At 67.6% G+C, this 14,596-nt stretch carries 13 protein-coding genes; 7 read left to right on the top strand and 6 right to left on the bottom strand.

The window, feature by feature from the left end:
• Positions 1-88: 88 nt before the first annotated feature.
• From VDQ18_RS10230 to idi, 4 genes are all read left to right on the top strand, one after another.
• Positions 89-1,456 (top strand): oligosaccharide flippase family protein, encoded by a 1,368-nt coding sequence (locus tag VDQ18_RS10230; protein WP_323020841.1) that lies wholly within the window; start codon positions 89-91, stop codon positions 1,454-1,456.
• A 120-nt stretch (positions 1,457-1,576) separates the two neighbouring features.
• Positions 1,577-2,473: a P-loop NTPase gene (locus tag VDQ18_RS10225; RefSeq protein WP_323020840.1), complete on the top strand. Its 897-nt coding sequence runs from the start codon at positions 1,577-1,579 to the stop codon at positions 2,471-2,473.
• Positions 2,474-2,484: 11 nt separating this feature from the next.
• Positions 2,485-3,789, top strand: coding sequence for a GumC family protein (locus VDQ18_RS10220; protein ID WP_323020839.1), 1,305 nt, complete (start codon positions 2,485-2,487; stop codon positions 3,787-3,789).
• Positions 3,790-3,844: 55 nt separating this feature from the next.
• Complete coding sequence (idi, locus tag VDQ18_RS10215; protein ID WP_323020838.1) at positions 3,845-4,366, top strand: isopentenyl-diphosphate Delta-isomerase; 522 nt, start codon at positions 3,845-3,847, stop codon at positions 4,364-4,366.
• Between the two features lie 164 nt (positions 4,367-4,530).
• On the opposite strand, the gene VDQ18_RS10210 is transcribed toward idi, so the two are convergent.
• The 3 genes from VDQ18_RS10210 to VDQ18_RS10200 are packed head-to-tail and all read right to left on the bottom strand — an operon-like array spanning position 4,531 to position 8,128.
• The gene (locus tag VDQ18_RS10210) at positions 4,531-5,367 is read right to left on the bottom strand and encodes a hypothetical protein (protein WP_323020837.1); all 837 of its coding nucleotides are present in this window, start codon (positions 5,365-5,367) and stop codon (positions 4,531-4,533) included.
• Entirely contained in the window at positions 5,364-6,962 is a 1,599-nt protein-coding gene (locus VDQ18_RS10205) for an acyl-CoA synthetase (protein WP_323020836.1), read from the bottom strand. Before VDQ18_RS10205 ends, VDQ18_RS10210 begins: the two co-directional genes overlap by 4 nt.
• The gene (locus VDQ18_RS10200) at positions 6,959-8,128 is read right to left on the bottom strand and encodes an acetyl-CoA acetyltransferase (RefSeq protein ID WP_323020835.1); all 1,170 of its coding nucleotides are present in this window, start codon (positions 8,126-8,128) and stop codon (positions 6,959-6,961) included. The genes VDQ18_RS10205 and VDQ18_RS10200 overlap by 4 nt, the downstream gene beginning before the upstream one ends.
• 117 nt (positions 8,129-8,245) lie before the next feature.
• Here VDQ18_RS10200 and VDQ18_RS10195 point away from each other — a divergent pair, with 117 nt between their 5' ends.
• Entirely contained in the window at positions 8,246-9,214 is a 969-nt protein-coding gene (locus tag VDQ18_RS10195) for a glycosyltransferase (protein ID WP_323020834.1), read from the top strand.
• A 134-nt stretch (positions 9,215-9,348) separates the two neighbouring features.
• On the opposite strand, the gene fghA is transcribed toward VDQ18_RS10195, so the two are convergent.
• The 3 genes from fghA to VDQ18_RS10180 form a co-directional block, all read right to left on the bottom strand.
• The gene (fghA, locus tag VDQ18_RS10190; protein WP_323020833.1) at positions 9,349-10,179 is read right to left on the bottom strand and encodes an S-formylglutathione hydrolase; all 831 of its coding nucleotides are present in this window, start codon (positions 10,177-10,179) and stop codon (positions 9,349-9,351) included.
• Positions 10,179-11,288, bottom strand: coding sequence for an S-(hydroxymethyl)glutathione dehydrogenase/class III alcohol dehydrogenase (locus tag VDQ18_RS10185; RefSeq protein WP_323020832.1), 1,110 nt, complete (start codon positions 11,286-11,288; stop codon positions 10,179-10,181). Before VDQ18_RS10185 ends, fghA begins: the two co-directional genes overlap by 1 nt.
• Before the next feature lie 82 nt (positions 11,289-11,370).
• Positions 11,371-12,123 carry a WecB/TagA/CpsF family glycosyltransferase gene (locus VDQ18_RS10180; RefSeq protein WP_323020831.1) on the bottom strand — a complete coding sequence of 251 codons (753 nt, stop codon included), beginning with the start codon at positions 12,121-12,123 and terminating at the stop codon, positions 11,371-11,373.
• A gap of 188 nt (positions 12,124-12,311) precedes the next feature.
• Between VDQ18_RS10180 and VDQ18_RS10175 the strand changes: the two genes are divergently transcribed.
• Both VDQ18_RS10175 and VDQ18_RS10170 read left to right on the top strand, forming a co-directional pair.
• Positions 12,312-13,823 carry a hypothetical protein gene (locus VDQ18_RS10175; RefSeq protein WP_323020830.1) on the top strand — a complete coding sequence of 504 codons (1,512 nt, stop codon included), beginning with the start codon at positions 12,312-12,314 and terminating at the stop codon, positions 13,821-13,823.
• A gap of 90 nt (positions 13,824-13,913) precedes the next feature.
• On the top strand, positions 13,914-14,596 hold a 683-nt coding region (locus VDQ18_RS10170; protein ID WP_323020829.1), incomplete at its 3' end, for a polyketide synthase.

Below are 14,596 nucleotides of genomic sequence, written 5' to 3'. Positions count from 1 at the left end.
GCGCCCCAATTAACCTTCATTGCGTTGAATATGGGCCGCGCCCCTTGAAGCCGCGGCCTGAAAGTACCCAATTTCCGGAGTGTTAGATGTGTCGCACGCTGCTGCCATGATGATCGAGAAGCCCGGAAACAGCCTGACCAACCGCATCATGCGGTCGTCGATGTTTACCATCATGGGCTTCGGTCTGCAGCAGGCGATCCGCTTCGGCTCGAACCTGGTGCTGGCGCGGCTGCTGTTCCCCGAGGCGTTCGGCACCATGGCGCTGGTCACGGTGCTGCTGGTCGGCCTGACCATGCTGTCCGATCTGGGCATCCAGCCCGCTATCCAATCCTCGAAGCGCGGCGACGATCCGGCGTTCCTGAACACCGCCTGGACGCTCAACATGATCCGCGCCGGGATCCTGTTCGCGGCCGCCTGCGCGCTGGCCTGGCCGGTCGCCTGGTTCTATGAGGAACCGATCCTGTCGCAGCTGATCCCGGTCGCCGCGCTGAGCCTGCCGCTGCTTGCACTGGAACCGACCCGGGCCGAGACCGCCTCGCGCCACATGCTGCTGGGCCGTCTGACGCTGCTAGAAGTGACGGCGCAGATCATCAGCATCACCGCCATGCTGATCCTCGCCTGGGCCACGCAATCCATCTGGGCGCTGGTCATCGGCAACCTGGTCGCCGCCGCCGCCCGCGCGGGTCTGGCCTGGGTCATGCTGCCCGGCATCGTCAACCGGATCCAGCTGGACCGCGACTGCGCGCATGAACTCATTCATTACGGCCGCTGGATTTTCTTCTCGACCGTGGCGGGCTTTCTGGTCCTGCAATCGGACAAGCTGATCCTCGGCGGCTACCTGTCGATGGAGCAGCTGGGCCTTTACAATATCGGCTTCTTCCTGGCCGGATTCCCGCTGATGCTGGGGCAATTGCTGGTGCAGCGGCTGATGATCCCGATCTACCGCTCGTCGCCGCCCTCGGAATCGCGGGAGAATTTCCTGCATCTGCGCAAGATCCGCTTCATGCTGTCGGGCCTGCTGATCGCGGGCGTGGCGCCCCTGGCGCTGGGCGGGGTCTATATCGTCGATCTGCTCTATGATTCGCGCTATGCGGCCTCGGGCGCGGTCACGGTCATGGTGTCGATGGCGCTGCTGCCGCAGATGCTGGGCCTGACCTATGACCAGGTGACGCTGGCCTCGGGCGATTCGCGCGGCTTCTTCACGCTGAACGCGACGCGGGCCACGCTGCTGGTCGCGCTCCTGCTGATTCTGGTGCCGATGCTGGGCATTCCCGGCGCGCCGATCGCCATGGCCTCGACCGCGCTGCTCAGCTACCCGCTTCAGGTCCGTCTTGCGCGCAAATACGGCGCCTGGGACGCGCTGCATGACGCGGTGATGGCCGCCGTGGCGCTGGTGCTGCTGACCGTGGTGCTGACGGTGCATGGCGACCAGCTGTCGGTGATCTTCGGCCTCTGAACCGCGCCGGTTCCATCGACAATGACCACGCTTCTGCCCTATTTGTGACAGGCTTTCCCGTCAACAGAGGGTTAAATGGCGGGGCGCGGACGCTCCGCAGGCCGTCGCGAAGGGTCAGTTATGGTCAACACGCGTATTCTTGAACAACGGCTGGGCTGGCGCTCGGCAGAAGAGGGCGAGGCGCCCTCGCCGCCCTCGCGCCGCATCGCCCATCAGGCGATCCTGCAGGGCCGGGTCGATGCCGCCGCCCAGGATCCCGGGCGCCGCAACGTCCCGCTGCGGGCGCATCGCCGGATCGAGGTCGAAGAGATCTGGGACGAGATCCCGGTCATCCTGGACGATGTGAACCGCCTGAAGGTGACCGGCCGGGCACCCTCGTTCGCCCGCGACACACCTGCCGGGGCAGCGATGGACCAGCTGCGCAGCCAGTTGCTGCGCGTCACCGCCGAAAAGGGCTGGCGCCGGATAGGCGTCACCTCGGCCACGCGGGGCGCCGGGCGCAGCTTCATCGCCGCGGGGCTGGCCGCCAGCATCGCCCGGCTGGAAACCCTGCGCGTGCTGCTTGTCGACAGCGATCTGGAAGACCCGGGGCTGGCCGAGCTGCTGGGCCTCGACCCGCCCGGCCCGCTGGAGATGGTGCTGGACGGCATGATCCCGCCCGAAGAGCATCTGCGCCGCGTGGGTGCCTGCCTGGCGCTGGCGCTGAACGACGCGCGGATGCCGCAGGCTTCTGAACGGATGATGGCGCCCGAAGCGGTGCAATCCCTGCGCGCCCTCACCGATTGCATCGGCCCCGATGTGGTGATCCACGACCTGCCGCCGGTGCTGAAGGACCCGCTGCTGCCGGCACTGCTGCCGCAGCTCGATGCGGTGATCCTGGTCGCCGACGGGCTGCGCACCACGGCGCAGGACGTGCTGGAATGCGAGCGCGTGCTGGAAGGGCAGGTGCCGCTTCTGGGCATCGTCCTGAACAAATCCGAGGATCGCGACGCGCGCGCGGCGCGGCGCAAGGGCTGAGGGGCGCGACCATGGGACCGATCCAGAACCTGCACGAGATCCTCAGCTGGCTGCGCCGCCGCTGGCGCCTGATGGCGCTGACAACCCTGCTGGGCACCCTGGTCGGGGTGATTCTGGCCATGAACACCGACCGCGTCTATACCGCCAGCGCGGTGATCCAGGTCATCAATCCGGTGATCGTCGCCGCCAGCGAGGACGGAACCGGCGCCGCCAGCACCGATATCACCCGCCGCGTGCAGGTCATCGAACAGCAATTGATGTCGCGCGACGCGCTGCTGGACCTCGCCCAGCGCCATCACCTGTTCGACGGGATGCCGCTGAACCCCTCGGAACAGGTCGCGCTGATGCGGCGTGCCTTCACCATCACCTCGATCGCCGCCGCGCAGCAGGGCTTCGCCCGCGACGGCTCGCTCTCGGCGCTGGTGGTCTCGGCCGATGACGACGACCCGCAGACGGCGGCCGATATCGCCAATGAACTGGCCAATCAGCTTGTGCAGCGCTCGGTCGATGCCCGGCAGTCGAATGCCCAGCAGGCGCTGGACTTCTTCCGCGCCGAGGAAACGAGGCTGGAAACCAGCATCGCCACGCTCGAGGATGACATCGCCGAGTTCCGCTCGCAGAACGAGGCTTTCCTGTCGGATTCGGTCGCCCTGCGCCGGGCCGAACGGGCGCGGCTGATCGACGGGCTGCGCGACCTTCAGGCCGACCTCAGCGCCCGGCAGAGCGAGCTGGACACCTTGGACCAGACCTCGACCCGGACGGTGGTGCAGCGGCAGGTGGCGACGCTGCGCGCGTCGGTCGAGCAGCTGGCCCAGCAGGAGGTCGAGATGCGCGCCCGCATCGCCGAGATCCAGGACATCCTGACCCGCGCGCCCGGCTACGAGCAGGAGGTGCTGGCGATGAACCGGCGGATGGAGCAATTGCAGGCGCAGCTGACCGCCGCCGCCGACCGCCGCCGCGAGGCCGAGTTGAGCGCCCGGATCGAGGTTGACCAGCAGGCCGAACGCTTCGAATTGCTGGAACGCGCGCTGGTGCCGGAATACCCGGTGTCGCGCAGCCGCAAGGTGGTGGCCGCGATGGGCGTCGTCGCCGGGCTGATGCTGGGGGTGATGCTGGCCTATGGGCTGGAATGGATGCAGCCGGTGATGCGCACCTCGGCCCGGATGGAACGCGACCTGCAACTCAGGCCGGTGATCTCCATTCCCTTCACGATGAGCGTGCGGGAAAGGCGGCGTCGGGTGACGATCTGGGGGCTGGGCGGACTGGTGCTGATCGGGTTGGCGCTGGCGGCGGCCTTGCAACTGGGGCTCATCTGACCCTTTCCCCCCGGCCCCGCTTGGCGCTAGAACCGCGCAAACGATGGGGGTCAGCATGGCGCAGGATATTCCCGCCTGGATCGACGGCGCCTTGCGGCCGATGGACAAGCTGGAGGTACACCGCCGCGGGCTCAGGCACCCGGCGGTGTCGGTTTTCGTGGTGGCCGGGGGCAAGTTGCTGATCCAGCAGCGGGCGCTGGCCAAGTACCATACGCCGGGCCTCTGGGCGAATACCTGCTGCACGCATCCCTATTGGGGCGAGCCGCCGCTGGCCTGCGCCGAGCGGCGGCTGGCGCAGGAGCTGGGGATCAACGGCGTGACGCTGGAACACCGGGGCGTGGTCGAATACCGGGCCGAGGTCGGCGGCGGGATGATCGAGCATGAGGTGGTCGATCTGTTCCTCGGCGTCTGCGAGGCGCCGCCTGCGGTCACGCCCGACCCCGAGGAAGTCGCCGCGATCCGCTGGATCGACACCGACGCCCTGCACGCCGAAATCGCGGCGAGGCCCGGGGAATTCACGCCCTGGCTGCGGGTCTATCTGGCCGAGCACGCGGATCTGGTGTTGGCGGGGTTCTGAGCCGGGGGAAGGTGCGTGCGAGCACGCACCCTACGGGGCGGGTGGGCCCTGTTGCCGCGTGCCGGTGCGGTGGGGGGGAACCCCACCCTACAGGTTCGCCCCAGTAGGGTGCGTGCTCGCACGCACCGATGCGCGCACCAAGGGCACCCCCGTAGGATGGGGTTTCACCCCACCATCCCCGGCCCCGCCACCACCAACACTTCCGCCGTGATGCAAACGCCATTCTCGCCGCGCGCCAGCACCCCCCGATGGCGCGTGCCCTGCAGGGTCACGAGCTCGACCGCCAGCCGCGCCCGCCCGCGCGTGATGACCGCCTCGGTCAGCAGCAATTCCGTCGCGAAACTGTCGATCCGGGGTTGGCCCTCAAGCGTCGGCCGGACCACGGAACCGAGGCCATAGACCCGCCCGTCCCGGATGCCTGCCTCGGCCACCGCCGCTTCCAGCGCCTCGGTCAGGTCCTGATTGGGCCGCAGCGTCACCAGCACCGCCTCCCGGCCGCCGCCCAGCGCCACCGGCTGGAACAACGGGAAATGCGTCTCTGGATCGGCCGAAACCTCCAGCCGCGCGCCTTTCAGCCCCCAGCCGCGGGCCCGTACCGGCTGCGCCAATCGGCTCTCGAAGGGCAGGATATGGCCGAAATCCGGCCCCTCCCACCCGGGCGCGGCAAAACTGCCGTGGCCGTGCAGCCAGGCGCCGCCCTCCTTGCGACCCGCGTGCAGGCCCAGATGCACGATCCGCGCCGCGCCCAACCGGTAGGGGCCAGCGTACCAGGCGGCATGGGCGCCGGTCGGATCCTCGCCCGGGATGACGAAATCGAGGGCGGCGAGCGGCGCGTCCTCGATGACCAGCCAGCCGCCGTCATAGCCCGCCAGCGCCAGCGCCACCGAATCCGCCAACCGCTCGGCCACAGGCAGCAGCACCTCGACCGGCTCCGCCCGGCAGGGCGCCACCGCCCAGCGCCGGGCGGGGGCAGGGCCGGGATGGGCGAGCGTTTCGATCATGCGGGCGGCACCTCGCCCCGGCGTTCCAGTTCCTCGCGGATCATCTTCTTGGTGATCTTGCCATAGGCCGATTTCGGCATCTCGTCCCAGAAGACCACATGCTGCGGCAGCTTGTAGCGCGCCAGCTTGTCGCCCAGCCAGGACAGCAGATCAGCCCCGGTGACCCCGGCGCCCGCCACACAAACGGCCATCCCGACCTCACCCCATTTGGCGCTGGGCACCCCCAGAACCGCGACCTCGGAAATCGCCGGATGCAGGAGGATTTTCTCCTCGATCTCGCGCGGATAGATGTTCGACCCGCCCGAGATGTACATGTCCGAGGACCGCCCGGTCAGATAGACGAAACCCTCGGCATCCTTGTGACCCAGATCGCCAGTGCGGAACCAGCCGTCGCGAAAGGATTTCGCATTGGCCTCGGGGTTGTTGAAATACCCGGCGAAGACGGCGGGGCCGGTGGCGCAGATCTCGCCGGTTTCCAGCGGCTCGCATTCGCTGCCATCCTCGCGCTGGACCATCACCTGCATGCCGGTCCGGGCGAAACCGCAGGTGCCCAGCTTCATTTCGCCCATGCCGTGATGCACCGGCGGCAGGACGGTGATGTTGCCGGTCACCTCGCCCAGCCCGAAATACTGCACCAGCACGGGGCCGAGTTTCTCCAGCGCGGTGATCTGGTCGGCCCGGTACATCGGCGCCCCCGCATAGATCACATAGCGCAGACTGGAATGGTCGTACTGGCCCACCGCCGGATGCTCCACCAGCAGCTTCACGATGGTCGGCACGGTGAACATGTTGGTCACGCCATGGCGTTCGACCAGCGACCAGACCTCGGCCGGGTCCAGCTTCGCGCCGGTGGTCAGGATCGTCGGCACGGCATGCGCCACCTGCGCCAGCTGATGGATTCCCGCCCCATGGCTGAGCGGCGCCACCACCAGCGAGGCATCGCGCCCGCCCCAATCCGGCCCGGTCCCCGGCATCAGGTCGCAGAGGTGATTGGTCACCACGAACCCCATCTGCCCATGGGTCAGCACCGCCGCCTTGGGCCGCCCGGTGGTGCCCGAGGTGAAGAAGAACCAGCAGGGATCGTCGCGCTGCACGGCGACCGCGGGCAGCGCGCGACCCAGATAGGGGGCGATCAGCGCCTCGTAATCCTCGGCGAAGCCGCTTTCGCCGATGGCGATGGTGAAATCGACATGCGGGGCGCAGGCCGCGGCATGGGCCGCGAATTCCGCCCCCACCAGAAGCCCCTTCGCCTGGGCAGAGCCCGCGAGCCAGGCCACATCCTCGGGCGTCTGGCGGAAATTGGCCGGCACCCAGACCGCGCCCGCCCGCCAGCAGCCGAACATCGCCTCGAACATCTGGTTGTTGTTGGCCGATTGCACAAGGATGCGGTCGCCCTTCCGCACCCCGAAACGGTCGACCAGCAGGGCGGCGAAGGCCGCGGCGCGTGCCTCCATCTCGGCCCAGCTCCAGACCCGCTCGCCCCAGATAAAGCCGGGCGCCCCGGGATGGCGCCGCGCCGCCTCGGTCAGCAGGGTCGACAGGTTCATCACCCGGGTGGAAACCGGGGCGATCCCGGCCGACAGATCCAGCCTCATTTCACCCGCTCGAGGATCGAGCAGTAATTGGCCACCGCCACCCCGCCCATGTTGAAGACCCCCGCCACGCGCGAATCCTTCACCGCCATGTCGCCCGCCTCCCCGCCCAATTGCATCGCCGCCATGACATGCATCGACACGCCGGTCGCACCGATCGGATGCCCCTTGGATTTCAACCCGCCCGAGGGGTTCACCGGCAGCCGCCCGTCCTTGCGCGTCACGCCCTCGCGGATCACCCGATGACCCTGCCCGCGTTCGGCCAGACCCATCGCCTCGTATTCCAGCATCTCGGCCACGGTGAAGCAATCGTGGGTCTCCACGAAGGACAGGTCGTCCAGCCCCATCCCCGCCTGCGCCAGCGCCCCGGCCCAGGCCTTGCGCGCGCCCGCCATCTCCAGCACGTCGCGCTTCGACATCGGCAGGAAATCATTGGCCTGCACCCGGGCGCGGAAAGCGATGGCGCGGCGCAGGTCTTTCGCCGTCTCTTCATCCGCCAGCACCAGGATCGCGGCCCCGTCGCTGACCAGCGAGCAATCGGTGCGCCGCAAAGGCCCCGCCACCTGCGGGTTCTTGTCGGTCACCGTGTTGCAGAAGTCGAAGCCGAAATCCTTGCGCATATGGGCATAGGGGTTCAGCACCCCGTTGGCATGGTTCTTGGCGGCGATCATCGCCAGCGCGTCGGACTGATCGCCGTAGCGCTGGAAATAGCTCTGGGTGATCTGGCCGAAGAGGCCCGCAAACCCGGCGGGCACATCCGCCTCCTCCTTCACATAGGAGGCGCCCAGCAGGATATCCCCCACCTCGGCCGTGGGTGTCGCGGTCATCTTCTCGGCCCCCACCACCAGCGCGATCCGCCCCCGGCCCGATTCGATGAAATCCATGGCGCCATACAGGGCGGCCGAGCCGGTGGCACAGGCGTTTTCATAACGGATCGCCGGAACATGGCGCAGCCTGTCGTCGGCCAAAGCCACGAGCGCCGCCTGAAAGTCCTGGCGGCTGAAACCGGCGTTGAAGACACCGACAAAGATGCCGTCCACCTCCTCGGCGCCGATCCCGGCATGGTCCAGCGCGGGCGCCAGGATCCCGGCGATCAGGCTCTCGGTATCGGGTTCCTCGGCCTTGCCGAAACGGGAATGGCTCCAGCCGACGATCTGCGCGCGGGGCATGGTCTCTCCTCCTGTGGTTAGGCAGGAATGCAACACATCGCGGTGCCTTTGCCCAGAAAAACCTGCACGCTGGACAGGGCCCGGGCCGCCCCCATAATCCCCCGGTGCGGGGGTAGGATGATGGCGCGGGCGAAACGGGGGCCGACAATCGACGCGGTGGTGATCGGACGCAACGAAGGCGCCCGGCTGGTGGCCTGCCTGCAGTCGCTCGAGGGGCAGGTGCGCCGGGTGATCTATGTCGATTCGGGCTCGACCGACGGCTCGGTGGCGCAGGCGCAGGCGATGGGCGCCACGGTGATCGACCTCGATCTCACCCGCCCCTTCACCGCCGCAAGGGCCCGCAATGCCGGTCTGAAGGCGCTGAAAGCCGAGCCGCCCGATTACGTCCAGTTCATCGACGGCGATTGCGTATTGCGTGAGGGGTGGATGCCCCGCGCGGTGAAATTCCTCTCCGACAATCTGCGCGCCGCGGTGGTCTGCGGCCGCCGCCGCGAACGGCATCCTGAGGCCAGCGTCTACAACACGCTCATCGACCATGAATGGGACACCCCGGTCGGCGAGGCCCGGGCCTGCGGCGGCGACGCGCTGATGCGCTATCAGGCGGTGAATGCGGTGAACGGCTACCGCGAGGATCTGATCGCGGGTGAGGAGCCCGAGCTCTGCCTCCGGCTGCGCGCCCGCGGCTGGACGATCTGGCGAATCGAGGCCGAGATGACCTGGCACGACGCGGATATCACCCGCATCAGTCAATGGTGGAAACGCACCGAACGCGCGGGCCACGCCTTTGCCGAGGGCGCCGCGCGTTTCTCGACCCCGCAGACTCCGCATTGGCGGGCCGAGGTGCGGCGCATCTGGCTCTGGGGCGTGGCGATCCCGCTGGCGGCGCTCATCGGCTCGCTGATTCACCCGGCAGCGCTGCTGCTGGTGCTGGTCTACCCGCTGCAGATCCTGCGCCTGAAACCCCGTCTCGGCTGGGCCGGTGCCTTCTTCAACACGCTGGGCAAATTCCCCGAAGCCGTCGGCGCGCTGCGCTACCACGCCCGCCGCCTGACCCGCCGTCAGGCCCGGCTCATCGAATACAAATAGGGGCCGCAGCCCCCGCCTTCTTTGCGCTGCAAATATCCTCGGGGGTATCCAAAGGGGGTGGAAAACCCCCTTTGGCGGGGGGTGCGGGGGGCTGGCCCCCGCCTTGGTCGCCCGAGGAACGAGGGCGAAACCCCTCAGCCCAGATGCCGGGCGTGCCAGTCGAGGTGGTCGCTCATGAAGCTGGAGATGAAGTAATAGGAATGGTCGTAGCCCTCGTGCAGCCCGTAGTCCAAGGGCTGCCCGGCGGATTCGCAGGCGGCGACCAGACGTTCGGGCATCAGCTGCCCGTCCAGGAACCCGTCCGCCGCGCCCTGATCGACCTTCAGCGCCGGAACCCGCGCACCGCCCTCGATCAGCCGCACCGCGTCATACTCAGCCCAGGCCGCCGGATCCTTGCCCAGATAGCCCCCCAGCGCCTTCTGCCCCCAGGGGCAGGACGAGGGCGCGACGATCGGCGCGAAGGCGGAGACCGAGCGGAACCGACCCGGATTGCGCAGCGCCAGCGTCAGCGCGCCGTGGCCGCCCATCGAATGGCCGGTGATCGACTGGCGGGCCAGATCGACCGGGAAATGCTCGGCCAGCAGCCGGGGCAGTTCCCCCTCCAGATAGCTGCGCATCCGGTAGTTCCGGGCAAAGGGTTCTTCCGTCGCATCGACGTAGAACCCCGCGCCCAGACCGAAGTCATAGGCGCCCTCGGCATCATCCGGCACGCCCTCGCCGCGGGGCGAGGTGTCGGGGGCGACGAAGATCAGCCCGTGACGCGCGCAGGCGGCGCGGAACTCGCCCTTTTCGGTGACATTGGCCCAGGAACAGGTCAGGCCCGACAGATACCAGACGACGGGCCGCGGCCCCTCGGCATCCGGCAGGAAGATCGAGAACTCCATCGGCGTTCCCGTCTCGGCGCTGTCATGGCGCCAGACTTCCTGCCAGCCGCCCTGGGCGCGCCAGCGGTTGATCCGTTCCATCAGAACACCACGACCGAGCGGATCGACTTGCCTTCGTGCATCAGGTCGAAGCCCTTGTTGATCTCGTCCAGCGTCAGGACATGGGTGATCATCGGGTCGATCTCGATCTTGCCGTTCATGTACCAGTCGACGATCTTCGGCACATCGGTCCGGCCCCGGGCGCCGCCGAAGGCCGAGCCCTTCCAGACGCGCCCGGTGACCAGCTGGAACGGACGGGTGGAGATTTCCTTGCCCGCCTCGGCCACACCGATAACGGTCGAGACACCCCAGCCGCGGTGGCAGGCTTCCAGCGCCTGACGCATCACCGTGGTGTTGCCGGTGCAGTCGAAGGTGTAATCGGCGCCACCCTCGGTCATCTCGACCAGTTTCGAGACGATGTCGGTATCAATCTTCATCGGGTTCACGAAGTCGGTCATGCCGAACATCTTGCCCCATTGCGCCTTGTCGTCATTGATGTCGACGCCGATGATCTTGTCCGCGCCGACCATCCGTGCGCCCTGAATGACGTTCAGGCCGATCCCGCCCAGGCCGAAGACCACGACGTTCGAGCCGGGCGTCACCTTGGCCGAGTTGATCACCGCACCCACGCCCGTGGTCACGCCGCAGCCGATGTAGCAGGCCTTGTCGAAGGGCGCGTCTTCGCGGATCTTCGCCAGCGCGATCTCCGGCAGGACGGTGAAGTTGGAGAAGGTCGAACAGCCCATGTAATGATAGACCGGCGCGCCCTTGTAGCTGAAACGCGTCGTGCCGTCCGGCATCAGCCCCTTGCCCTGCGTGGCGCGGATCGCGGTGCAGAGGTTGGTCTTGCCCGAGAGGCAGCTTTTGCACTGGCGGCATTCCGGCGTGTAGAGCGGGATCACATGGTCGCCCGGCTTCAGCGAGGTCACGCCCGCGCCCACTTCGCGCACGATGCCCGCGCCCTCATGGCCCAGGATCGAGGGGAAGATGCCTTCGCTGTCGAAGCCGTCCAGCGTGTAGGCGTCGGTATGGCAGATGCCGGTCGCCATGATCTCGACCAGCACTTCACCGGCTTTGGGGCCCTCGAGGTCCAGCTCCACGATCTCGAGCGGTTTCTTGGCTTCGAAGGCGACGGCGGCACGGGTTTTCATCATTTCCTCCCGGTTGAAAAAGTTGCGTCACCATGCCCGGCGAGGGGCGCGGATGCAATCTCAAACGGGGGCGGGGCCCGGGTCAGGAGCCGCGCAGACGCCAGGCCCTGACCGCCTCGCCCGGCAGGATCAGCGCGCAATCGAGATAGCGCTTCGCCAGCCTGCGCGGGTTCGACAGCATGCGCCAAGCCCATTCCATGGCGATGGCCCGCACCCATTCCGGTGCCCTCTGCTGCCGACCGGCCAGAAAATCCAGCCCCGCCCCGATCGAGGCAAAGCCCATATGCGGTGTCACCTCGCGCCCGAAGGCGGCGAACATCTCCTGCTTGGGGGCGCCCAGCGCGATGAAGGTGAGCCGCGCGCCCGAGGCGGCGATATCCAGAAGGATCCGCCGGGCGTCGGGCCCGGTCGGATCAAAGCCCATCGGCGGGGCGATCTGCGCGGCGATCCGCAGGCCGGGAACGCGGGCTTTCAGCGCTTCCGCCGCCTCGGTCAGCGCCTCGGGCGTCGAGCCCATCAGCGCGATCGGCGCGTCCTCGCGCGCGGCGAGGCTGGCCAGAGGCACCACCATATCCGAGCCGGGCACCAGCGAAACCGGCCGGCGGGCCAGTCTGGACAGCCAGACGATCGGGTTGCCATCGGCGCAGACCAGATCCTGCGCGCCATAGACCGGGCGGAAGCCGGGATCGCGCGCCAGCTTCACCAGATGGTCAAGGTTGATGGTCGCCAGCGCGAAACCCTCGCCCGCCCGCAGGCGGGACTTGACCTCGGACAGCAGCGTGCCCGTGTCGGGCATGTTCACCGCGATGGTGCAGGGCGGAAAGGAAAACTCCACGAAACCCCCATAGTCTGGACGCATTTCACCGCCAGATTACCCGGGTTCGGGCAGACAGGGCGGCCTGTCGTGGGTATAGTTACCGCGACGCCGCCGGAATAGCCCCGCAAGAGGGCAAGAATGGGGCGGTACTCGGGGCAGATGATGGTGGGACGTTCGGGGCGGCAACGCCCGGCGGGTATGCGGGCATGTTGATCCAGATCGGCAATATCGTCGCCTTGCTGGCGCTGGTCGGCTGGCCGGTGGTCATCGTCTATTTCTTCCGCGTCATGCCGCAGACCCGGGCGCTGATCTGGTCGATCCTCGGCGCCTATATGCTGCTGCCGCAGATCAGCGCCATCGACCTGCCGCTGATCCCGCCCCTGAACAAGGAGAGCATCCCCAACCTGATGGCCTTTGCCGTCTGCCTTTCCTACTGGGGCAAGATGCCGAAACCGCTGCCCGAGGCCTGGATCGGCCGCGTGCTGCTGGTCATGTTCCTGATCAGCCCGGTGGTGACCGTCGTCACCAACACCGATCCGATCCGCTTCGGCATCGACACCTTCGGGACCATGCGACTGGTCGATCCCAACGCGCTGGAAACCTGGGGGCTGCCCGGGCTCAGGATCTACGATTCCGCCTCGGTACTGGTGCAGCAGATCTTCTTCGCCCTGCCCTTCTTCCTGGCGCGCGAGGTGCTGAAGACCGACGAGGGCCTGCGCGAGATCCTGCTGGCGCTGGTCATCGCCGGGGCGATCTATACCCTGCCGATGCTCTACGAGGTGCGGATGTCGCCGCAGCTGCACACCAGGCTCTACGGTTTCTTCCAGCACGATTTCAACCAGGCGATCCGGCAGGGCGGCTACCGTCCCTTCGTCTTCATGCCGCACGGGCTCTGGGTCGCGTTCTTCGCTTTCATGGTGACCATGGCCGCCGCCGCCCGGGCCCGTGCCGCCCGGGGCGCCGACAGCCGGGCCGGGCAGAAACTGCTGCTGGTTCTGGCCGGTTTCGGACTGGTGCTGCTGACCAAGTCCATGGGGCCGCTGATGTACACGCTGATCTTCGTGCCGATGGTGCTGATCATGAGACCGCGCCTGCATCTGATGGTCTCCAGCCTGATCGTGCTGCTGGTGGTCACCTATCCGCTGCTGCGCGGCGCCGGTCTGGTGCCGACCCGGGCCATCCTGGACCAGGTCTCGGCGGTCAGCGAGGATCGGCGGGAATCGCTGGAATACCGCTTCACCAACGAACAGCGCATCCTCGACCACGTGGCCGAGAGGCCCTTGTTCGGCTGGGGCGGCTGGGGCCGGTTCGCGGTCTATGACCAGGCCACCGGCGAAAGCGAGAGCGTGGTCGACGGCCAGTGGATCATCACCATCGGCCATTACGGCTGGCTGGGCTATCTGGCGCTCTTCGGGCTGATGGCGCTGCCGGTACTGTCCCTGACCTGGCAGGCGCGACGAAAAGGCGCCGCGCCCCTGCCCATCGAAGCCAGTACACTGGCGCTGATCCTTGCGGTCAACATGCTGGACATGCTGCCCAATGCCACGCTCATTCCCTTCACCTGGCTCATCGCCGGGGCGCTTCTCGGCTATGCCGAGGCGATGAAACGCGCCACCGACGCCGTGCAGCGCGACTCGCTCCGCCGGGCGCATGCCGGGATCGTGCTGGGCCTGCGTCCGACCGAGGCACAGGACCGCGGGCCGCGGACGCTGCTGTGACCCCCGCCACCGTTTGGCCCGATTGGCGGGCCACTCTCGCCCCAAAGAAACACCAGTGTTTCGTGGTAAATAACCCTGCGCAGGCCTGTCATGTCCGTTGAAATCTCCGATACCGATATCGCCATCACCGGCATGGCCGCCCATCTGCCGGGGGCAGGATCGGTCCGCGATTACTGGACGATGCTGCGCGGCGGGTTGCGGGCGATCCGCCGTCTGTCGGAGGACGAGCTTCTGGCCGCGGGCGAGGATCCCTCGGTGATGCGCCTGCCCAATTACGTGCCCTTCGCCGCGCCGCTGAAGGATTTCGCGAGCTTCGACGCCGATTTCTTCAGCTTCTCGCCGAAAGAGGCCGCGATCCTCGACCCCCAGCACCGCCAGTTCCTTGAGGTCGCGTGGGAGGCTTTGGAGGATTCCGGCACCGTGCCCGAGGCTTTCGAGGGCAATATCGGCGTCTACGCCGGTTGCGGGCAGGGGACCTATTACTGGGTCAACATCAACTCGAACCGGGATCTGGTGCGGGACGTCGGCGCCTTCCTGCTGCGCCATACGGGGAACGACAAGGATTTCCTGTCCACCCGCGTCAGCCACATCTTCGACCTGCGCGGCCCTTCGGTGAACGTGCAGACCGCCTGCTCCACCTCGCTGGTCGCGCTGCATTACGCGGCGCAGGCCCTGCTGAGCGGCGAATGCGACATGGCGCTGGCCGGGGGCGTGACCATCGAGCTGCCGCAGATGCACGGCTATCTCTACAAGGAAAACGAGATCCTCAGCCC

The organism is Pararhodobacter sp., from assembly GCF_034676075.1.
Lineage (GTDB): Bacteria > Pseudomonadota > Alphaproteobacteria > Rhodobacterales > Rhodobacteraceae > Pararhodobacter.
This window is presented reverse-complemented; position numbering and strand designations above follow the sequence as displayed.